General features: G+C 63.5%; 20 protein-coding genes. 16 read left to right on the top strand and 4 right to left on the bottom strand.

Translation table 11 applies throughout. From position 1 onward, the window contains the following. Positions 1-179: 179 nt before the first annotated feature. The 6 genes from dctP to JJE66_RS02270 are packed head-to-tail and all read left to right on the top strand — an operon-like array spanning position 180 to position 7,131. Positions 180-1,208: a TRAP transporter substrate-binding protein DctP gene (gene dctP / locus JJE66_RS02295; RefSeq protein WP_200512513.1), complete on the top strand. Its 1,029-nt coding sequence runs from the start codon at positions 180-182 to the stop codon at positions 1,206-1,208. Between the two features lie 37 nt (positions 1,209-1,245). Continuing rightward, on the top strand, positions 1,246-1,800 hold the full coding sequence (locus JJE66_RS02290; RefSeq protein ID WP_200512512.1) for a TRAP transporter small permease: 555 nt from the start codon (positions 1,246-1,248) through the stop codon (positions 1,798-1,800). A 12-nt stretch (positions 1,801-1,812) separates the two neighbouring features. Next, on the top strand, positions 1,813-3,102 hold the full coding sequence (locus JJE66_RS02285) for a TRAP transporter large permease (protein ID WP_200512511.1): 1,290 nt from the start codon (positions 1,813-1,815) through the stop codon (positions 3,100-3,102). A 29-nt stretch (positions 3,103-3,131) separates the two neighbouring features. Then, complete coding sequence (locus tag JJE66_RS02280) at positions 3,132-4,298, top strand: acyl-CoA dehydrogenase family protein (protein WP_200512510.1); 1,167 nt, start codon at positions 3,132-3,134, stop codon at positions 4,296-4,298. 24 nt (positions 4,299-4,322) lie between these two features. Continuing rightward, positions 4,323-5,876: an AMP-binding protein gene (locus JJE66_RS02275; RefSeq protein ID WP_200512509.1), complete on the top strand. Its 1,554-nt coding sequence runs from the start codon at positions 4,323-4,325 to the stop codon at positions 5,874-5,876. Between the two features lie 7 nt (positions 5,877-5,883). Then, complete coding sequence (locus JJE66_RS02270; RefSeq protein ID WP_200512508.1) at positions 5,884-7,131, top strand: acetyl-CoA hydrolase/transferase family protein; 1,248 nt, start codon at positions 5,884-5,886, stop codon at positions 7,129-7,131. A gap of 1 nt (position 7,132) precedes the next feature. Here JJE66_RS02270 and JJE66_RS02265 read toward each other — a convergent pair whose 3' ends face one another. The 3 genes from JJE66_RS02265 to JJE66_RS02255 all read right to left on the bottom strand — a co-directional run bounded on the left by JJE66_RS02265 (position 7,133) and on the right by JJE66_RS02255 (position 11,509). Further along, the gene (locus tag JJE66_RS02265) at positions 7,133-7,669 is read right to left on the bottom strand and encodes a hypothetical protein (RefSeq protein WP_200512507.1); all 537 of its coding nucleotides are present in this window, start codon (positions 7,667-7,669) and stop codon (positions 7,133-7,135) included. A gap of 13 nt (positions 7,670-7,682) precedes the next feature. Beyond that, entirely contained in the window at positions 7,683-9,002 is a 1,320-nt protein-coding gene (locus tag JJE66_RS02260; protein WP_200515244.1) for a hypothetical protein, read from the bottom strand. 92 nt (positions 9,003-9,094) lie between these two features. Continuing rightward, positions 9,095-11,509 carry a hypothetical protein gene (locus JJE66_RS02255; RefSeq protein ID WP_200512506.1) on the bottom strand — a complete coding sequence of 805 codons (2,415 nt, stop codon included), beginning with the start codon at positions 11,507-11,509 and terminating at the stop codon, positions 9,095-9,097. A 511-nt stretch (positions 11,510-12,020) separates the two neighbouring features. Between JJE66_RS02255 and JJE66_RS02250 the strand changes: the two genes are divergently transcribed. Both JJE66_RS02250 and JJE66_RS02245 read left to right on the top strand, forming a co-directional pair. Further along, positions 12,021-12,719, top strand: a complete 699-nt coding sequence (locus JJE66_RS02250) for an RNA polymerase sigma factor (RefSeq protein WP_200512505.1) — start codon at positions 12,021-12,023, stop codon at positions 12,717-12,719. A gap of 137 nt (positions 12,720-12,856) precedes the next feature. Continuing rightward, the gene (locus tag JJE66_RS02245) at positions 12,857-13,681 is read left to right on the top strand and encodes a flagellin (protein WP_200512504.1); all 825 of its coding nucleotides are present in this window, start codon (positions 12,857-12,859) and stop codon (positions 13,679-13,681) included. Here the strand turns inward: JJE66_RS02245 and JJE66_RS02240 are convergent. Then, a complete protein-coding gene (locus tag JJE66_RS02240; RefSeq protein ID WP_200515404.1) occupies positions 13,678-13,818 on the bottom strand; it encodes a hypothetical protein in 141 nt (46 codons plus the stop codon). The two genes, JJE66_RS02245 and JJE66_RS02240, sit on opposite strands and share 4 nt — an antisense overlap. On the opposite strand from JJE66_RS02240, the gene fliD reads away from it, so the two are divergent. The 8 genes from fliD to flgK all read left to right on the top strand — a co-directional run bounded on the left by fliD (position 13,754) and on the right by flgK (position 21,051). Beyond that, complete coding sequence (fliD, locus tag JJE66_RS02235) at positions 13,754-15,445, top strand: flagellar filament capping protein FliD (protein ID WP_200512503.1); 1,692 nt, start codon at positions 13,754-13,756, stop codon at positions 15,443-15,445. The two genes, JJE66_RS02240 and fliD, sit on opposite strands and share 65 nt — an antisense overlap. Beyond that, complete coding sequence (gene fliS, locus JJE66_RS02230; RefSeq protein WP_200512502.1) at positions 15,445-15,873, top strand: flagellar export chaperone FliS; 429 nt, start codon at positions 15,445-15,447, stop codon at positions 15,871-15,873. Before fliD ends, fliS begins: the two co-directional genes overlap by 1 nt. Before the next feature lie 169 nt (positions 15,874-16,042). Further along, the gene (locus tag JJE66_RS02225; protein WP_200512501.1) at positions 16,043-16,315 is read left to right on the top strand and encodes a hypothetical protein; all 273 of its coding nucleotides are present in this window, start codon (positions 16,043-16,045) and stop codon (positions 16,313-16,315) included. 241 nt (positions 16,316-16,556) lie between these two features. Beyond that, on the top strand, positions 16,557-17,225 hold the full coding sequence (locus JJE66_RS02220) for a flagellar hook assembly protein FlgD (protein ID WP_200512500.1): 669 nt from the start codon (positions 16,557-16,559) through the stop codon (positions 17,223-17,225). Positions 17,226-17,256: 31 nt separating this feature from the next. Further along, complete coding sequence (flgE, locus tag JJE66_RS02215; protein WP_200512499.1) at positions 17,257-18,522, top strand: flagellar hook protein FlgE; 1,266 nt, start codon at positions 17,257-17,259, stop codon at positions 18,520-18,522. 3 nt (positions 18,523-18,525) lie between these two features. Next, positions 18,526-18,786 (top strand): hypothetical protein, encoded by a 261-nt coding sequence (locus JJE66_RS02210; RefSeq protein WP_200512498.1) that lies wholly within the window; start codon positions 18,526-18,528, stop codon positions 18,784-18,786. A 15-nt stretch (positions 18,787-18,801) separates the two neighbouring features. Continuing rightward, complete coding sequence (locus JJE66_RS02205; RefSeq protein WP_409362790.1) at positions 18,802-19,257, top strand: flagellar protein FlgN; 456 nt, start codon at positions 18,802-18,804, stop codon at positions 19,255-19,257. Between the two features lie 18 nt (positions 19,258-19,275). Further along, the gene (gene flgK, locus JJE66_RS02200; protein WP_200512496.1) at positions 19,276-21,051 is read left to right on the top strand and encodes a flagellar hook-associated protein FlgK; all 1,776 of its coding nucleotides are present in this window, start codon (positions 19,276-19,278) and stop codon (positions 21,049-21,051) included. Position 21,052 lies beyond the last annotated feature (1 nt).

Here is a 21,052-nt window from a genome sequence, read left to right as displayed (position 1 = left end):
TGGAAAGTCAATCCAAACGGTCCCCGTTGGAGCCGCATGGCTTCCTGCACAATTCATATACTTGACAGATAAATTCACATACATGTATTTTTAACTCAAGCAAGAATTGGAGTGAGGGACCGACGGCTGGCAGCGACAGGCTGCCGCCTTCGGCGTGGGGGCGCGTCAAGGAGAAGCAAATGAAGAAGAATCTGGTCCGGGCTACAGCCGTGCTCGCGCTTTCGCTGCCGGTTTCGATGACGTCGGCGCAGGCGCTGGAGCTGAAGGTCGCCGATAGCTTCCCCGCCGGACACTATCTCGTCCGCCTGATGCTCAAGCCGTGGATGGACGACGTTACCAAGCGCACCAATGGCGCGGTGACCTTCACCTATTATCCGAACCAGCAGATCGGCAAGGCCGCCGACATGCTGCGGCTGACGCAATCCGGCGTCGTCGACATCGGCTACATCGGGCCGTCCTACGTCTCCGACAAGATGCCGCTGTCGGAAGTCGCGCAATTGCCGGGTGCGTTCGCGACCAGCTGCCAGGGCACGCTCGCTTATTGGAAGACCGCGCGCGAGGGCGTGCTGGCTAAACAGGAATACGCACCCAACAAGATCAAGTTGCTGATGGCCGTGGTGTTGCCGCCCTACCAGGTGTGGACCGTCAAATCGAAGGTCGAAACGACCAAGGACATGAGTGGCCTGAAGCTGCGTACCACCGGCGGCGCGCAGGATTTGACGCTGCGCGCGCTCAGCGCGGTGCCGGTGCGCATGGCGGCGCCGGATGCTTACGAGTCTCTGTCGCGCGGCACGATGGACGGACTGCTGTTCCCGATGGAGAGTGTCGTGGCCTATGGCTTGGACAAGCTCGTCAAGCACGCCACCGAAGGCGTCAGCTTCGGCAGCTTCATCGTCGCTTACTCGATCAACCAGTCGGTCTGGGACAAATTGCCTGACGACGTGAAGAAGGCGATGAACGAAGCCTCTGACGCGATCGAGCCAACGGCCTGTGCGCAGGTCGACAAGGAGACGGAGACGACCAAGAAGCATCTCCAGGACGAAGGTGTCAGCTTCGATCCGTTGCCGGAGGCCACGCGCACCGAGATGAAAGACAAGCTCAAGGGCGTCGGCCAGGAGTGGGCGTCCGGGCTTGATAGCCGTGGCAAGCAGGCCTCCGCCGCGCTGAAGGAGTTCGAAGGTCTGCTCGCAGCCGGCGGCACGAAGTAATCGTCAACGCGATATCGATGAGGGGGAGGCGCGTGAAGTGATCAAGCGGGCAGGAGACGTGCTCGGCGCGCTGGAGCGCGCGCTGACGGTGATCGCGGTGGCGTTCATGTTTGTGATCATGATGCTGGTCGTGACCGACGTGTTCATGCGCTACGCGCTGAACAGTCCGTTCTCCTTCACCTATGATCTGATCGGGCTTTATCTCCTCGCCGGCGTGTTCTTCTTCACGGTCTCGGACGCTCTGCGCGAGCACGTCCATGTCGGTGTCGATATCCTGCTGTCGCGCTTCTCGCCGGCGGGACGGCGGCTGTCGGAGATCGTCACCGCGCTTGTAGGCCTGTTCGTCTTCGTCCTGATCTGCAAGGTCGGCCTCGAGCGCGCGATCGAAAATTACGAGCAGCAGGATGTGCTGGCCGGCGCCATCCCCTGGCCGACCTGGGTCTCGGCGGCGCTGGTGCCGCTCGGCTGCGGCGTGCTGGTGCTGCGACTGGCGTTGCAACTCGTCGGCAACATGCTGAGCCTGGTGACCGGGCGCGACCTTTATCCGCTGCCGCCAGTGACCGGCATCGGCGAAGCCAGATCCTTTGAGTAGCGGCAGGCATTCATGACACCTTTCATCGTTCTCGCCTTGCTCTTTGCCCTGCTCGCGCTCGGAACGCCCGTTGGCTTTGCGATGGCTTTTTCAGGCTCGGTCGGCCTCGTCATGGTGGGCGGTTGGGGGACGCTGTTCGGCATCCTGCAGACCGCACCGCTCTCGACTGTGTCCTCGTACGAGCTGATCACGATCCCGATGTTCCTGCTGATGGCGGACCTCGTGCTGCTGTCCGGTGTCGCCGACGATCTTTTCAAGACAGCCTCGGCCTGGGTCGGCCGCATTCCCGGCGGGCTCGGTATGGCGACGGCGCTCGCCGGCGCGGGCTTTGGCGCGATCTGCGGCACCTCGACCGCATCGGCCGCGACGCTGTCCTCGACCAGCCTGCCGGCGATGATCCGTCAGGGCTATGAGCCCAGGATGGCCGCGGGTGTCGTCGCGATCTCCGGCACGCTGTCGATGCTGCTGCCGACCAGCGTCGCGCTGGTGATCTTCGGCCTGCTGGCCGAGGTGAACATCGGCAAGCTCCTGATCAGCGGCATCATCCCGGCGATCCTGGTGACGTTCACCATCATGGCCACGATCTACTTCCTGGTCTGGCAGGATCCGTCGCGCGCGCCCGCCGCCAAGTCGGTGCCGTGGCGTGAGAAATTTGCGCTGCTGTGGCAGGTCTCGCCGATGGTGGTGCTGTTCTCCATCGTCACAGGCACGATCTATCTTGGCGTCGCGACGCCGACGGAGGCCTCGGCGTTCGGTGCGTTCGGCGCCTTCCTGCTCGCCATCGTCAAGGGCAAGATCACGCCGACCTCGCTCTACAAGACGCTGCTGCGCGCCTGCCACGGCACCTGCATGATCATCATGATTTTGGTCGGCGCCTCGATCTTCGGCTATTTCTTCACGCTCACTCATGTCACCCAGGACCTCGTTGCCTGGATCGGTTCGCTGCCGACCTCGCGCTGGGTAATCATCACACTGATCCTGTGCGGCTACATCGTGCTCGGCTCCTTCATGGACCAGATCGCGATCCTGGTGCTGACGGTGCCGATCGTGCTGCCCCTGATCAAGACGCTCGGGTTCGACCCGATCTGGTTCGGCGTCATCAAGATCGTCACCGCCGAGGTCGGCATGATCACACCGCCGGTCGGGCTGAACTGCTTCATCGTCGCCCGCTATGCCAAGCGGCCGGTGGCGGAGGTGTTCCACGGCACCCTCCCGCATTTTATCGCACACCTGTTCGCGATCGCGATCCTGGTGGCGTTTCCGTCTATCATCCTCTGGCTGCCCTCGCAGATGGGGCGCTAGGCCTAACGAGCCTCCACAAGGAGACCATCATGGATTTCGCGCTTACCGATCAGCAGGAAGCCATTCGCGACGCCATCGCAAAGATCTGCGAGGGTTTTCCCGACGCCTATTGGTTGAAGAAGGACCATGATGGCGGCTTCCCGCACGATTTTCACAAGGCGCTGGCTGATGCCGGCTGGCTCGGCATCTGCGTGCCGGAAGCTTACGGCGGCTCGGGGCTCGGCATTACCGAAGCCGCGATCATGATGCGCACGATTGCGGAGTCCGGCGCCGGCATGTCCGGCGCTTCTGCCGTGCATATCAACGTGTTCGGCCTCAACCCGGTGGTCGTGTTTGGCACCGAGCAGCAGCGCAAGCGCATGCTGCCGCCAATGGTGGAAGGCCGCGAGAAGGCGTGCTTCGCCGTCACCGAACCCAACACCGGCCTGAACACCACGCAGCTGAAGACCCGTGCGGTCGCCAAGAACGACCGCTACATCGTCAACGGCCAGAAGGTGTGGATCTCGACAGCGCAGGTGGCGCACAAGATTTTGCTGCTGGCGCGCACCACCCCGCTGGAGGAGGTGCGCTCGCCGACGCATGGTCTGAGCCTGTTCTATACGGACTTCGACCGCAACAAAATCAAGGTTCATGAGATCGAGAAGATGGGCCGCAAGATCGTCGATTCCAACGAGCTGTTCTTCGAGGATTTCGAGATCCCGATGGAGGATCGCATCGGGGAAGAGGGCAAAGGCTTCCAGTACATCCTCGAAGGCATGAACCCCGAGCGTATCCTGATCGCGGCGGAAGCCGTCGGCCTCGGCAAGCTGGCGCTGTCGCGCGCGACCGAATACGCCAAGACGCGGGTGGTGTTCAACCGTCCGATTGGCAAGAACCAGGGTATCCAGTTTCCGCTTGCGACCAATTGGGTCGAGCTTGAAGCTTCCTGGCTGATGGTGATGTCGGCGGCCTGGCAATACGACAAAGGCATGGCTTGTGGCGCTGCCGCCAATGCCGCGAAATATCTCGCGGGCGAGGCCGGCTACCATGCCTGCGAGCAGGCGGTGATGACCCATGGCGGCTTCGGTTACGCCAAGGAGTTCCACGTCGAGCGCTATTTGCGCGAAGTCCTGATCCCGCGCATTGCACCGGTCAGCCCGCAACTCGCGCTCAGCTTCATTGCGGAAAAGGTACTAGGGCTCGCCAAGTCATATTAGGACTCAGAGCTCGGGAGGATCGCCATGAACCTCGCTCAACATCTCCTGCGCGCCGCCAGGGCCGACGCGTCCGCGCCGGCGCTGTTCAAGGGCCTAACGCCGGTCGCCGATTACGGTCGGCTCGCCGCGACGGTGTCCTCGCTCGCCGCATCGCTCCAGCAGCGCCTAGGCCTCGCCAAGGGCGGTCGCGTCGCGCTATTGATGAAGAACGTGCCCGACTATGTCGCGTGCCTCTATGCCTGCTGGCATGCCGGGCTGGTCGCCGTTCCCATCAACGCCAAGCTGCACCCGCGCGAGATCGCATTCATTCTCGACAATTCCGGCGCCGCGGTCGTGTTCGTGACCGAGGACATGGCGAACGTGGCGTCGGAAGCGTTGGCGCTCGGCACGGCCAAGCCGCGCATCATCGAGATCGGCTCAGTCGAACATCGCGGCCTTGAGAAAGTCGACGGCATCGCCATTGCGGATGTCGCCATTACCGATCCCGCCTGGATCTTCTACACCAGCGGCACCACCGGCCGGCCCAAGGGCGCGGTGCTCAGCCATCGCAACCTGCTTGCGATGTCGCTGAACTATCTCGCCGAGATCAACCCGGTCGTATCAGGCGAAGCGCTGCTACACGCCGCGCCGATGTCACATGGGTCCGGCCTCTATATGCTGCCCCATGTGCTCGGCATGGGCGCGCAGATCATTCCGGAGAGCGGCCGCTTCGAGCCGGACGAGATTTTGGAGCTGACGGCAAAGCGCAATGGCATCTCGTTCTTCGCCGCGCCGACCATGGTGCGGCGCTTGTCGGTCGCGGCGGAAGCTACGGGTGCGTTCGCGCCGGGGCTGAAGACCATCATCTATGGCGGCGGCCCCATGTATGTCGCCGATTGCAAGGCTGCACTCAGCGTGTTCGGGACGAAGCTTGTCCAGATCTACGGTCAGGGCGAGACACCGATGACCATCACTTATCTACCGAAATCCATGCATGTCGATGCGGGGCATCCGCGCCACGAGGAGCGCTTGGCCTCGGTCGGCATCGCGCAGGGCGTCGTGCAGGTGCGAACGGCGGACGAAACGGGCCGAGACGTTGCGCCGGGCGAGATCGGCGAGATCATCGTGCGCGGCGACACCGTCATGTCCGGCTATTGGCAGAACCCGGACGCCACCGCGAGCACACTCCGCGATGGCTGGCTCTACACCGGCGACATGGGCGCCTTCGACACCGACGGCTTCCTCACGCTGAAAGACCGCTCCAAGGACGTCATCATTTCCGGCGGCACCAACATCTATCCACGCGAGGTGGAGGAGGTGCTGCTGCGGCACGAGGGCGTCGCCGAAGTCTCCGTGATCGGGAGGCCGCATCCGGACTGGGGCGAGGAGGTGGTGGCTGTCGTCGTTCCCGTCGTGGGCAGGGCGGTCACGCGGGACGAGCTCGACCAAATGTGCAATGCCTGGATCGCGCGCTTCAAGCGGCCGAAGCATTATTACCTGACCGGCGAATTGCCCAAGAACAGCTACGGCAAGATCGTGAAGACGGAGCTACGCACACTGCTAGGCGAGTCCTCTCCGCGTCTTATGCTGATGGACTGAGGCGGCGATGCCCGAGGCTGTCGCGTCCATCAACTTCTCCGGCCTGATCCGTGAGAGCGATCTCGTCGTGTGCGGGCAGGCGACGGCGGAGCCGATCACCCTGACCAAGGTGCTGATGTCGCAGGCCCCGGATCTTCCGCCATTCCGCATGATGGTCGGGCCGGTGTTCTCTGACACCTTCTCTCCGTCGTGTGCGCCGAGCGTATCGTTTCAGAGCTATGGCGTGATCGGCAATGCGCGGCGGCTGGCCAAGGCCGGACGGCTGGATGTGATCCCGAGCAATTACAGCGCCTTCTGCGCCGACTTTGCGTCGCGCCGTCATCGGGCCGACGTCGTCCTGGTGCAGCTTGCGGAGTCCCGGAGAAGACTCAGTGCCAGCTTCTCCAACGACTATGTCATCGATGCCGCGCGGGGCGCGCGCCTCGTCATCGCTGAAATCAATCCGGATGCGCCGTTCACGTTCGGCGCGGAATGGCCGGACGACGTGCCGATCCACGTGCGGGTAGCGGCTCATCGTCCTCCGGTTGAATGGACGTCGCCGCAGCCCGACGACATCTCTCGACGCATCGCAGCGCACGCGGCAGAGCTGGTCTTCGACGGCAGCACGCTTCAGTTCGGCGTGGGTCGGATTCCGGACGCGATCCTCGCATCCCTCTCGCACGCACGCAATCTCGGCATTCATTCCGGCCTGATCAACGATGCCATCGTCGATCTGATCGAGCGCGGCGCGGTCACGAACGCGGAGAAGGGGATCGATCGGGGAATCTCCGTCACCAATCAGGTGATCGGCACGAAGCGGCTTTATCGGTTCGTGCACGAGAACAAGGCCGTTTCGGTGCGGCCGACGTCCTATACGCACGGTCCGGGCGTGCTGGCGCGGATCAACCGGCTGGTCGCGATCAACTCGGCGCTTCAGGTCGGGCTCGACGGTAGCGTGAACTCCGAGACGCTAAACGGCATCACGATCGGCGCGATCGGCGGGCAGCTCGATTTCGTGCGCGGCGCAAATGTCTCGCACGGCGGGAGAGCCATCATCGCGTTGCCGGCGACGGCATCGGACGGATCCAGCCGGATCGTCGTGAACGTCGAGACGGTGACGACGCCCCGCGCCGACGTCGATGCCATCGTCACCGAATGGGGCATTGCCGAGCTGCGCGGCTGCGGCCTCGCCGAGCGCGCGCGCCGCATGATCGCGGTCGCGGCGCCCGCACACCGCGACGGGCTGTCGGCGCAGCTCCGCGGCGCGGCGCGCTAGCTCAGTTCAACATCGAAAGCGCCGGACGCCGGCCATCGTTGGACCCAATGATGCCGGGGAGTTCCACTGCGCCGCCGGCGATCATGTCCGACATCCGCCAGAACAGATGGGCAAGGCGGGAGAACACCAGCCGCTCACGCTCGGCGGCAACGGTGCCGTCCGGGATCGTCACCGTTTCGAGGCCGACCACCTTCTTGAAATCCGGCCAGATCATCATCGACTGTGCGATTACGGAGTAGCAGCGCGGATCCTCGTCGCTCTCGTCGGGCGCCGGTGGCAGCCCCGGATATTGCGTCGCCGCGGCGTAGAATTTGTAGGCGCCGTAGCCGAGCCCGAGCAGGAATTTTTCAGGGACGGCGACGTTCGCGGCGAAAGACACCAGCCGCGCCTCTGTCAGGACCTCCGGTTCGATAGCGCCGAGATCCTCCGCGCGTAGCGCCGAGCAAAACGCCAGCTCGCGATTGTGCTCGCGGAGCAGGTTGGCCAGCGGCTGCTGCTGTTGCACGGTGTCGGTGAGCAGGATGATGGTTTTGAGCATCGCGTGATGTCCCTCAGGGAAAGAGATGGCGGGCGGTCATGACTGCGTCGTCGGCCGCGCAATGAGCGAAGAAATCGTTGGCGATGCGTTGTCCCGGCGCGATCTCCAGGATGCGGTGGCGCGCCAGCGCCGCCGCATCCCGCGCCGCGCCGACGTCCTCCTGCCAGGCGCAGAGCGACAATTCGAGGCGGCCGTAGCCGCCGCAATCGGCGGCATAGGCGCCGGTCACCGCTTCGACGGTCGCGGCGACCGCGCCGGCGTCGCTGGCCGAGATATTGCGCAGGATCACCGAGATGCCGTTGCCGGCCTCGGCCGTCGAGGTCACCACCATAAAAGCGTCGCGGGCCCCGGTGCGGCCGGCGCGGCGAGGCGTGCGCACGAGGCCTGCGAAGGCGGGATCGGGTCCGAGCTCGAGCGTCGTCGTCTGCTGGCTGTGCAGAACTGTGGCGCGTGTCGCGCCGAGATCGCCCGTGAGCGCGTGATAGGACCGCGGCAGCCACACCGTGTCGAGCGGCATCTGCGAGGAAGTCAGGCTCCAGGCCTGGTCGAGCAGATAGCCTTCCCAGATCGCGGGATAGGACGCGGCAAGATGCTGCCAGCTGCGCAGCAGCATCTCCGCAGCCCCGGTGCGGCCGAGATAGAGCGTCCGCGCCGACATCTCCCAGCGATTCCATTTGTGGAGCGCAACGTCGCAGCCGAGGAAAGACGGCAGCAGCGGCGCCTCGCGGAGTACGGCCCCGGCCTCGACGAACAGCAGCGGCTCGCGATATTTGTGCCACATCCGCAGCATGAACTCTGCCTTCTCGAAGCAGAGCAGGCGGTCGCCGAGCTGGGTATCGATCGGCTCGATATGGCAGGCGAGACCAAACCGCTCGAGCGAATGCCGGAGCGCGAAGGCTGTGGTCGCGTCACCGCCGTGCGGATAGCAGGAGACGATCCGCGGGCGGATCGTAGATGCACCGGCGGCGGCGAGGAATTTCGACCAGCCGATGCCGCCCCACCACATCTCGTGCGGGCCATCCGCGCCGCTGGGGCCGACGGTGCCGAACTCGGTCAGCTTAGACTTGAGGAAGTCGAAGCCGGGATTTTCGCTTCGGGGAATGACGACAGCGCAGCCGGGATTGAGCGAGCGGTAGAACAGTTCGGCCGCAGCACCGCTCGGCGGTTCCTTGAGGATGATGACGCCGCTGCGCCGCCCCCCGGGGCGGTCGTCCAGCGTGGCGGCACCATATTGGCCAGTCAGCCAGCTCAGGCGAGCGCGCTGGGCTTGGCCGAACCGGATGCCGCCGGATTGCAGCAGGTCATCAAGGTTTGCGTGCGTCCCGTCCGTCAATTCCATGCCCCCTCGCGTCGCCAGCGCCTGGAGTCCTGCCCTTGAATTCCAGACCTTGGACTTCAACGGCCGGGGCGACGCGATCAGGCGGACTATTTGAAACTGGAACCGAGCGGGGTGATCGCAACCGAATAGATCGCGATGTCGTGCGTCATCGAAGCGACCGGGATCAGCAGGCAGGCGTCGTCGTTCTCGATGCGATAGTGGGCGCCGTTGTGCTGCATGCCGGCGTAGACCAGGCTTTCGGGGGCGAGGCCGGTCACATCCTGGCTCTTGGCGGCATCGCGAAGGTCGTCGGCGGATTGGATGGTCACGCCATGAAGGAGGCCTTCGGCGGCGAATTTCGGCAGTGGCAGTGCAATCATCGCGACATCCATGGCGCGCGAAATCGGAATCCGCAGGCGCAGTTCGCCAAGGCCGGTGCGGTAGAGGGTCACGGTGTCCAGCGTCGCTTCGGTGTTGGCGCCGAACAGCCCGATCTGGACCTGGCCGCAGGGGCTCTCTTCGAAGACGTCGGCGGGCAGGCGATTGGTCCCGAACAGCGTGTAGAGATAGGCGTTCGATGGCGACAGGTCGGCAAAGCTGCCTGCGAGCCACATCGGTGGCGCGGTCGATGTGCAGGCGGCGGAAAAACCGCGGGCGGTGATCTGCCGGCGGATGAAGTCGCTGTCGATCATCGGCGCCAGCGCATGCGTGCCGAGATTGACGTCGTGCTTCAATCCGCCGAGCATCCCGAGTTCGTCCTCGTGCGGCAGCAGCAGGAGCCGCGCCAGCGTCGCGGTACACCAGCGCGCGGCGATTTCGGGCGCGGCGTAGGGGCTGAGACAAAAGTCGAGAGCGACATTCTCGGCGCTTTCGGCAAAGGCGAGGGCGCCGGCCTGGATCTCCGCGGTCAGTGCGATCTGGCTTGCCGGGCGCGGATTGATCTCGCGCAGAACCTGATCGCCGTCATAATCGCGGACGGAACCGTCGCCGGAGCAGCAGACCTGCTCCAGCAGGGCGACATTGCGGATCAGCATGCGCTTGACGTGGGGTGTCACCACGAGGTCGGAGATGAAGCCCGCTGCGCTGTCCTCGTCGGAGAGATCATCGAAGGCATCGTCGAGCGAAAGCAGATAGGCGCCGTGAAGGCGGATCTTAAGGCCTGCCAGGTCGAAGACGCGACGGAGCGCCTTCTGCACGCTGCCGGAATAGCCGAGATCTGCGAGCACGAGGTCGGTACAGTCGTCGAAGCCGGGGATCATGTGGCGCAGATAGGTGAGGAGCCGCGCGCGCAAGGTCGCAGCGAGCTCGACGATCTCACCGGCATCCATCAGTTCCGGCAAAGCTTCGGCGAGATCCTCGCCGGGAGCAATTCCGTCAGGGAAGGCCGCGAAGAACGCGGCGGCCTTCGGCGGCAGGATCTTGACCATGTCGCGGAAGGTCGCCGCATCGATCTTCAGGACTTTGCTGAGAAGGTCGACGAGCGGCTGCATCGTGTCGGCGGACGCGATCAGGCTGACGCGGCGGTTGATCTCGAGATAGGCCGAGGTCGGACCGTGCAATTCCTGCCAGATCCGGTGTGGCAGAAAGCCGTCGCGGCCGAGAAAGCCGAGCGCAACCCTGCGGCCTGAGCCCGCAACCTCCTCGCAGCGCCGGCCGATGAAGGCGTCGAACGCCGTCATGACCGGACCAAGCACGGTCATGCCGAGGTGAAAGGCGGGCGACTTTTCGGCGCTGCGCGCGGCGACCATGCGTCGCAAGGTGCGGGCGCCGTAATCGAGTTGGGGCGGCGCGCCCTGGCACAGCAGCTCGAACAGAGTGGTTTCGCGCTGAAAGGTCGAAGCGAGTTGCGGGGTGGCCTGCGGACAATAGCGCGGCCGAATGCCATGACGCTTCGCGCCCTTGATGTCAGCCCGGTCGTTGTCGCCGACGTGAAAGGAGGCGCTGGCGTCGATGCCTTCGTTGGCCAGGTATCTTGCGAACAGCGTCTCGCTCTTGCTGCTGCCGTGGTCGCAGGAGGCGTAGAGGAAGTCCCAGGTCAGTGCGGGACGGCAGGTCCGCAGCAGCCGCGCCAGCGAAGTGGAATCCCAATAGGTGTCGGAGATGAATCCGACGCGATGGCCAGCACGCTTCATGTCCAGATATTGCCGAAGCATGTCCGGGTTGGCGCGGCAGAGCTCGAGCTCGGCTGCGAACTCTGATTCGACGAGGTCGTTCAGGTGATGGCGCGCGAGGCCGAACAGCCTGGACGGAAAACAGGAATAGATCTCTTCGATGCGAACTTCACCTGCGCCGCGCTTCTCCTTCGCCGTCCTCCGCGCGCGTGCTTCGGCCTGGATACGATGCTGAACGAAACTCGCGGAAACATTCGGACAAGTTTTTGAAATACCGGAAAGCTCGTAAGTCCTTTCAAATACGCCATCCGGCGTCGTGCAGGCGCGAACGAGAAATGTATCGAAAACATCGAATGACCAAGCAGAAACAATTTTCGCACGGCGCTCTGCGCCGGCCGTAGCGATCGCCATGCCGAGATTCCCCATCACTCAGTACGATTAACGCGCGCATCGGTGCAGTCAGGCGCAGCAAGTGCGAAAAAAGATCATGCACGATTCGAAATCGCGTTCGTCGCGACTGACAGATTCAAAAAAATCGCTAGGTTCGAAAAAGGTGATTCGGAAAAAATTGCCGAGTGAGGAAGTCGTCTCGCGTCCATTCACACTCGGAAACAATCGCTTCTTGATGCGCTGCTCGCGCGTCGCCTTGATCACCCAGTGCCGCGTAACTTCAGCGTTTTTCCCGAGTGCATCTGTTCAGGATGGATGATCCGCCATGGCGCGAGACGATGTCGATGATTGCAGGACGAAGGCGCGAAACCTCGCGCAGTCGGCAATTATTGCCCGATGCTCGGCAAAACATTCCGGCTAACATATTGAAAAGCAACGAAAATTATCCGCCTGGATTGTTTTGGCCCCCCGTTCAACGCCTGGAAGCCGTGTGGCATGTGCGTCGCCGGCATTGCGGGTTGGAGATTGCGGGATGAGTTACGCACTTGATGTCTGGGCTCCCGCCGAGGCCGAGATCACGACGACGGTGCCGGCTGAAGAGATCGTGCCCGTGATGCCGTCAGTGCCGCTGGCACCGGACAGCGCACCGGTCGCCGCCGCAATCGTCTTCGACGAGGACAGCGAACTTCTGGACAGGCTCGCCACCGGCGACGAGGCCGCGTTCCGCATGCTGGTCGAGCGTCACATCGATCGCGCCTATGCGATTGCGCTGCGCATCGTCGGCAACGCCGCGGACGCCGAAGACGTGGTGCAGGACACCATGCTCAAGATCTGGAGCCATCGCGGACGCTGGCAGCACGGCCGCGCCAAGTTCTCGACCTGGCTCTACCGTGTCATCTCCAATCGCTGCATCGATCTGCGTCGCAAGCCGCGCAACGAGAATGTCGAGACGGTGCCGGAAGTCGCCGACGGCCAGCCCGGAGCCGTCGAGATCATCGAGCGCAACGAATTGAACGGCATGCTGGAGTTCGCGATGCAGCGTCTGGCCGAGCAGCAGCGCATCGCGGTGATCTTCTCGTATCACGAGAACATGAGCAACGGCGAGATCGCCCAGGTCATGGACACCACGGTGGCGGCGGTGGAGTCTCTACTCAAGCGCGGGCGCCAGCAACTTCGTCAGCTGCTGCGCAAGCACGAACGCGATATCCGCACCGCGTTTACCGATTGCTAACCATAAAATTGGCTCTGCGAAAATTTTCGCGCCTGATCTCCTTGCGCTTCTTCGTTTGAGCGAACGGACGGGGCTGCGCCCGCGTCGTCAGTCTTCAACGATGCGGCACGCCTTGCCCATCAGCACAGGAGCTTCCAATGCCCGCAATCAACACCAATACCGCCGCAAATTCCGCGGTCCGCTACCTCAACATCAATTCGGCACAGGAGAGCAGCTCGCTTGCAAAACTGTCGAGCGGCTCGCGCATCACCTCGGCCTCTGACGATGCCGCGGGCCTTGCCATCTCCACCCGAATCTCCTCGGACGTCACCACGCTCCAGCAGGCCGCGACCAACGCCTCGCAGGCGAACGCGATCCTCCAGACCGCAGACGGCGGCGCCTCAAACATCTCGGACATCCTGGCGCGAATGAAAGCGCTGGCTTCTGAATCCGCGTCGGGCACGACGACCGACTCCAGCCGGGGCTACATCCAATCGGAATTCTCGCAGCTCACGAGCGAAATCGATTCGATTTCGACCGGCACGCGCTATTCCAGCCAGAGCTTGCTTGACGGCTCCAGCGTGTTCGCCTCGGGCGTTTCGGTTCTGGTGGGCTCCTCCGGCTCGGACACCATCACCATTACGCTCACCAGTCTGACGTCGTCGACGCTCGGCGTATCCTCGCTCGACGTCAGCACGCTGTCGGATGCGGCCTCGGCACTGACCGTGCTCGACAGCGCGATCGACACGGTGTCCGCCGCGCGCGCCAGCATCGGCGCGCAGGAATCGCGGTTCAACTTCTCGTCCGACTCGATCTCGACCCAGACCCAGAACCTGCAGTCCGCGAATTCGGCGATCAAGGACGTGGATATCGCGTCAGAGCAGGCCAAGCTTTCCTCGGCCGAGGTGAAGACGCAGGCCGCGGTGTCGGCGGAATCCGCGGCGAACCAGATGCCGCAGTACCTGCTCAAGCTGCTCGGCTAAGCGCTAGGCGTAACGATCGCCGGGCCGGCTTGATGCCGGCCCGGTTCACTCTGGAATGGATCGGGCAGCACAGTGACGTCAGTCAGTTCGAGCACCAGCAGCACTGCGAGCACGTCGAGCGCGTCCACGGTGACCACGACCGGCACCACCACATCAACCAGCCTCGACTGGAGCGCGCTGATCACGGCGGCGGTAAACGCCAAGCTCACCCAGGCGACCACGATCTCGACCAGGATCACCAACAACGAAGCCAAGGTCTCCGCCTACCAGACGCTCCAGACCGACCTCTCGACATTGTCGAAGGGCTTATCGTCGCTCGCAACCGCCGTGGTCAACTCACTGGCAACCAACGCGTTTGCGACCCGTGCGGCGACCCTCAGCTCGACCGGTGACGTGAGCGCATCCTCTGCGCTCTCGATGTCCGTCAGCAACGGTGCGGCGACCGGCGACCACACGCTGACGATCAGTCAGGTGGCAGCCGCGCAGAAGGTGGTCGGCACTGCGCAGTCGAGCGAGACCTCCGAGCTCGGCTATTCCGGGACGTTCTCCCTGGGCCTCGGCAGCGGCAGCACCGCGGACATCACCGTCACCAGCACGATGTCGCTCGAGGACATCGTCGACGCGATCAATGCCCAGACCTCGACCACTAATGTGCAAGCCTCGATCGTCGAGGTCTCGAGCGGATCCTATGAAATGGTGCTGTCGGGCACCGAGGACGCCGCCGACATCGCCTATTCCAGCACGTCCGGAGACGACGTCCTGAACGAGCTCGGCGTGACCGACAGCTCAGGCGCCTTTGCCGACGTGCTGCAAACGTCGCAGGCGGCCGAGTTCGCCCTCGACGGCATCTCGATGACGCGGGATACCAACGACATCACCGACGTGCTCACCGGTGTGACGTTCAACCTGCTTCAGGCAACGACCAGCGGAGCTACGATCAACATCAGCATCGAGGCCGATACCAGCCAGATCGAATCGGCGGTCCAGACCTTCGTCACCGACTACAACACATTTCGCGATGCGGTGATCGCGCAGCAGGCAACCGATTCGGACGGAACGGCGTCCTCGAGCGCTGTGCTGTTCGGTGACGGCACGATGCGTGACATCATGGATACGCTGCAGAACGCGATGAACAGTACCGTGGGTGGCCTCACCATGGCGGACCTCGGCCTCTCCTTCAACGAGAACAACGAACTCGAGCTCGACACCTCGACGCTTTCGGAGATCCTGAGCACGAATCTGAGCGGGGTCACAACGCTGCTGTCGGCGCAGACCAAGACCTCGTCGAGCCAGCTCACCGTCGTCAACACCGGAACGTCGCCGCAATCCTTCACGCTGGATCTGACCGTCGATTCCTCCGGCAATCTCGCGTCGGCATCGGTCGGCGGCGACGCCTCGCTGTTCACGATTAGCGGCACCACGATCATCGGCAATGCCGGAACGGACTATGCCGGCATGGCCTTCACCTATTCGGGATCGACTTCGCAGTCGATCACTGTGACTTCGACTTCCGGTCTCGCCACGCAGGTCTACCAGTTCGCCAAGAATTATTCGTCGAGCTCGGGCGCACTGCAGACGCTGATCACGAATCTGACCGACCGCGACACCGATCTCCAGCAGAAGGTCGATGACATCGAGAGCGCTGCGTCCGCCTACCAGACGCAGCTTCAGGCTCAATATGCGAAATATCAGGCCGCGATCGAGAGCGCCAACAACACGCTCACCTATCTCAAAGCCCTGCTTAACTCCAGCTCGAGTAGTTGATGATGCATAATCCGATGGCGTACATGGCCAATCAGGCCTATCGGGGCGCGGCCACCAGCGTGCCGCCGCTGAAGGCGGTCTCGATGCTGCTTGGCGGTGCGATTACCTTCCTTCAGAAGTCGCTGGCGGCGCAGGAAGCGCGGCGCTTCGAGGAGGGGCACGACTACCTGCTGAAGGCGACCGCGATCCTGCGCGGACTCAGCCACAATCTCGACTTCACCAAGGGTGGGACGGTGGCCGAGCGCCTGTTCCAGACCTACAACAGCTTGATCGTGGCGAGCCACAAGGCGTTCGGCCGGCCGCACGCCTCGACGAGTTTTCGGCGGATCATCGCGGCCGTGACCGAGTTGCGGGAGGCCTGGGAGCACGTCGATGCGACGGTGCGGGGCGGCAAGATCACGCCGGCCGATTCGGCTCGCGCGCGCTGAAACCACGGGCGCCCGGACTGCGGAAGCGTTCCGGCGACCGCCCGCCCCGCAGTTTAGGCCCGTTTCCGTAGTGCTCCGGGGCTTTTGGCGCGTGAAGCTGCCGGAAATCGGTTTTCGCCGCATCTGCAATGCTTTATGAGGGGCCTGACCGAGGCGGGATCGGCGGGCGATGGACGTCACCGAGTTTGAGGAACTGATCGACCGGCTGGGCGAGGATCTCTCCCTCTGGCCCGACGACCGGCGCTTGCCTGCCGAAGAGCTGCTGAAGCGTTCCTCCTCTGCCCAGGCCTTGCTGGAGGAGATGCGCGCCCTGCGCCAGGCGCTCGCGGCACCTCCAGTGCGGGCACCCGCAGGGCTCGCCGACCGTATCGCCGCGGCGGCTGCGAAAATGACAAGCGACACGGCCGAGCCGCGCACCGAAGGCGAGACGGCAGGGAGCTGAACGGCTCTTTTTCTGACATTCCGATCCGCATGATTTTGCGCGCGCCGACACGAGCGAGCGGCTGCGCATTTTCGTCAGCGCGACACTGCGCACGCGGCAGATTTTTCCGTGTCGAAAGCAATTTTCGCAACGGCGAATCCCCGCCTGAATCGGCGCGACCACGCGTTTCATCAGCACACAGATTTCAAGCGCACTGACCGACATCCCTGTCGGTGGCTGCACGAGAAAGCCGGAGTTTCTGATGACAGTTTCCGCAACGAGTTCTGCAACGACTGCGACCACGACGACATCGTCTTCGTCGAGCACGTCGTCCAGCTCGACGCTGACGTCGAGCGATTTCCTGAGCCTGCTCGTCAGTGAGCTTCAGAACCAGGATCCGCTGAACGCGACGTCGACCACCGATTTCATCAACCAGCTCTCGTCCTATGCCAATTTCAGCCAGCAGCAGTCGATCAACTCCAATTTGACCTCGTTATCGAGCGCTTTCTCGAGCCTCGTGACGCTGAACTCCGTCAACTATATCGGCCACACCGTCGAGGCAAAGACCGACACGTCGACCTTGAGCAACGGCTCGGCGACGTTCGGCTACTCGCTGTCCTCGGCCGCCTCGAACGTCTCTATCAGCGTTTCGGATTCCTCGGGCAACGTCGTCTACACCGGCACCGGGACCGGCAATTCAGGCTCGAACACTTTCACCTGGGACGGCAAGAATTCCAGCGGCACCCAGCTCACCGACGGTGGCCAGTACACTATCGCGGTGACCGCGACGGACTCCGCCGGCAACTCGGTGCTCAACTACACGACCGTCACCGGCACGGTGACCGGCATCGACACTTCGACATCCACGCCGTCGCTGACCGTGAACGGCGTCTCCGTCAGCGCCGCCGACATCATCGGCGTGACGTCCTGATCCCGCGACCCGATTTCCCTGGAGTTACATCATGAGTCTCACCGGTGCCCTCTCTTCGGCGATCTCAGCGCTCAGCGCGCAGAGCCAGTCCCTGTCGATGATCAGCGACAACATCGCCAATACCAGCACGACGGGCTACAAGACGACGTCGGCGATGTTCGACGACCTCGTCACTGCGTCGAGCAACGCGACCTCCTATGCCTCGGGCGGCGTCACCGTCTCAGGCCGGGCCAACATCACCCAGCAGGGCCTACTCGCCGCGACCTCTAACGCCACCGACATTGCGATCCAGGGCTCCGGCTTCTTGGTCGTGACCAGTGCCACATCGGGCGGCATCACCTCCTACACCCGCAACGGCGCCTTCTCGACCGACAATGCCGGCTATCTCGAGAACAACGGCAGCTACCTGGAGGGATGGCGCACCGATTCAGACGGCAATGTCGTCGGCAATGAATCGGCGAGCAATCTCCAGGCGATCAACACCCAGATCGCTTCGACCAGCGGCAGTGCGACGACCAAGACCACGATTGCGGCGAACCTGCCGTCGGATGCCGCGACCGGCGACACCTATACAAGCTCGATGACCGTCTACGATTCGCTGGGTGCCGCGAATTCGATGCAGGTCACCTGGACCAAGACCGGCACCAACGCCTGGAGCGCGAGCTTCGCCGATCCGACCTCGACGTCGGATACCACGACCGCGACCGGCACGGCCTCCGGCACGATCGCCATCACCTTCAACAGCGACGGCTCGCTTGCCAGCACCAGCCCCAGCCCGGCAACCGTCGCGGTCACGGGCTGGACTGACGGCGCGGCTGACAGCACGATCACGATGAATCTCGGTGCGGCCGGAGGCACCGACGGCCTGACGCAATACGCCTCCGGTGAGACCACGCCGACCGTCAACGTCACCAGCATCGATTCGGACGGCTTGTCCTACGGCAAGCTGTCCAGCATCTCGATCGGCAAGAACGGCGTGGTCGACGCCACCTATTCCAATGGCCAGACCATCGCGATCTACAAGATCGCGGTGGCAACCTTTGCCGATCCAACCGGGCTTTCCGCCGCCAGCGACGGGCTCTATTCCGAGACCGTAACGTCGGGAAATGCCGCGTTGCAGGCGTCGGGCGAGAACGGCGCGGGCACGATCTACGGCAGCGAGCTGGAGAGCTCGACCACCGACACCTCCAGCCAGTTCTCGAGCATGATCTCGGCGCAGCAGGCCTATTCGGCCGCCTCCCAGGTCATCTCCACCGTGGACAAGATGTACGACACCCTGATCTCGGCGATGAGGTGAGGCATGCGCGGTGAGGAAGCCAAAGCGGCGGGAGAAGCGCTGCTGCGCAAATTGCGACGACTGGTCGCGCGGGCAGGAACGGTCAAGGGCAACGACCAGAAGCGGTTGCTGGCCTTGATCGACGACGTCGAGACGACCCGCCGAAGCCTCTTGAAGGAATGCGCGATGGTCGAGGGCGAGATGAGGCAGGCAACCGTCAGGACGACGGCGATCGGTGCGTATCTGCGCAACTCGCAGGTCGCCCGCGGCAAACGGCATAACTAGAAGAAGGCGATGATCATGACTGTAGCCCAAGCCAAAAGGACCAACGCCGCAGATAGCGATGCGCGGATCAAGTCGCTGATCGCGTTGATCGACATGTTAACCGCGCTGGTCGCGGAGGAGAATGCCGAGCTTGCCAAGGGGCTGCCGGCCTCACGCCTGAAGCAGGTCGACGAGAAGAACCGCCTGGCGGGGATGTTCGAGCGGACCGTCGCCGAGTGCGCGGCCGGTACGGCCACCCTGAACGTGCGCGACCGGATCCTGCGCGAGCAGCTTTTGGATCGGATCCTGAAGCTGCGCGCGGCAATGGACGAAAACCTGGTGCGCCTGCGCGCGGCGATCGAGGCCAGCAACCGCCGGATCGAGGCCGTCATGCAGGCGATCCGCGAGCAGATCGCCGCGGTGTCACCCTATGGCGCCTCCGGCCGCGTCGCCGCACGTGCCGTCTCCAGCGGCACCAGCCGCAGCGCCTGACGGTTCGAGGAGCCCGCCGTGTCGCTCGATATCGCACAATCGATCGCCTTCAGTGGCCTGTCGTCCACGTCGGTCCAGATCAGCGTGACGTCGTCGAACATTTCGAACGCCGACACGACGGGCTATACCAAGAAGACCGCAAATCAGTCGAGCAGCGTCACCAACGGCGTCGGTACCGGCGTTACGGTGACGGGCATCACCTCGACCATCGACAAACTGCTGCTGAAGTCGCTGGTCAGTGCGACGTCCGATCTCGGCTCAGCGGACACGACGAATACCTATCTGACCTCGCTCGAGAAACTCTACGGCTCGACCAGCAGCACCGATAGCTCGTCGACCGGGACCTCGCTTGCCAACAGCATCGCCTCGCTGGAATCGGCGCTGTCGTCGCTGGCGAGCACGCCCAGCAGCGCCTCGCTGCAATCCAATGTCGTCAGCGCGCTCGACGACGTCACCAGCCAGTTGCGGGAGACCTCGAGCGGCATCCAGAAGCTCCGCTCCAATGCCGACCAGGACATTTCGTCCTCGATCGACGACGTCAACTCGGACTTGCAGAACATCGCGGATCTGAACGCGGAGATCAAGCAGACGGCCGCAACCGGCCAGTCGACCGCGGACCTGGAGGACCAGCGCAACACGGCGCTGCAGGACGTCGCCTCCAAGATGAACGTCAGCTATTATACGGCGTTGAACGGCGATCTCCAGATCTACACGACGACCGGGCAGGCGCTGGTCGATAGCTCCGCGCACAAGATCAGCTATACGGCCGCAGCCAATGTGTCGTCGTCGACGACCTACACGGCCGGTTCTTCGTCGAGCGGTTTCAGCGCGATCACGGTGAACGGCGTCGACATCACCTCCCAGATCACCGGAGGCGACGTCGGCGCGCTCATTGCGCTGCGCGACAAGACCCTGCCGGCGGCGCAGTCCCAGCTCGACCTGCTCGCAACGCAGCTTGCCTCCGCGGTCAACTCGGTCTCGAACAGCGCGTCCCCGGTGCCGGCGCCGACGGCTCTGACAGGGACGACCGACGTCACCAGCAGCACGGCGCTGTCTGCCACCGGTACGGTGCGCCTGGCCGTCACCGACCAGAGCGGCAATCTGGTCTCCTACGGCGATCTCGATCTCTCGTCCTATTCCACGGTCGGCGATCTCGTCACCGCCATCAATGGCATTTCCGGGATGTCGGCGTCGGTCGATGCGAACGGCCATCTCTCGATTACGGCCACCGCCTCGGGCAACGGCGTCGCCATCAACGAGATGACCAGTTCGGTCGGCAGCTCGAGCGAAGGATTTTCCGACTATTTCGGTCTCAACGATCTCGTGACCGGAACGAGCGCGTCGGATATCGCGGTCAACACCAGCGTCTTGTCCGGCACCGACGGGCTGCAGCTCGCGACGCTGGACTCCTCGTCGAGCCTCACGGTCGGCAGCAATGTGCTGACGTCAGGGTCGGCGACCGTGGTCAACGCGTTCTACAGCGCATTGACGGCCTCCCGGAAGTTTTCGTCCACCGGAGGGCTCGCCGCCACCACCGGCTCCTTTGCCGACTACGCCTCGACCATCGTGGCGGACGTCGCGAGCAAGTCCTCGCAGGCGTCCACCAATTACACCGCCAAGGAGACGGCGCAGTCGACCTATGCAAGCTCGCTGTCGTCGCAGTCGGGCGTCAATCTCGACGAGGAATCGGCCAATCTGAGCACGCTCCAGAACCAGTATTCGGCGGCATCCGCGCTGATCTCGGCCATCAACACGATGTTCTCGGCGCTTATGACCGCCGTGCAGTCGTCCTAAA

Origin of the sequence: Bradyrhizobium diazoefficiens (genome assembly GCF_016612535.1) — a bacterium.
Lineage (GTDB): Bacteria > Pseudomonadota > Alphaproteobacteria > Rhizobiales > Xanthobacteraceae > Bradyrhizobium > Bradyrhizobium diazoefficiens_C.
The sequence above is the reverse complement of the archived record's forward strand: the minus strand, read 5'-3'. Positions and strand labels throughout refer to the sequence as shown.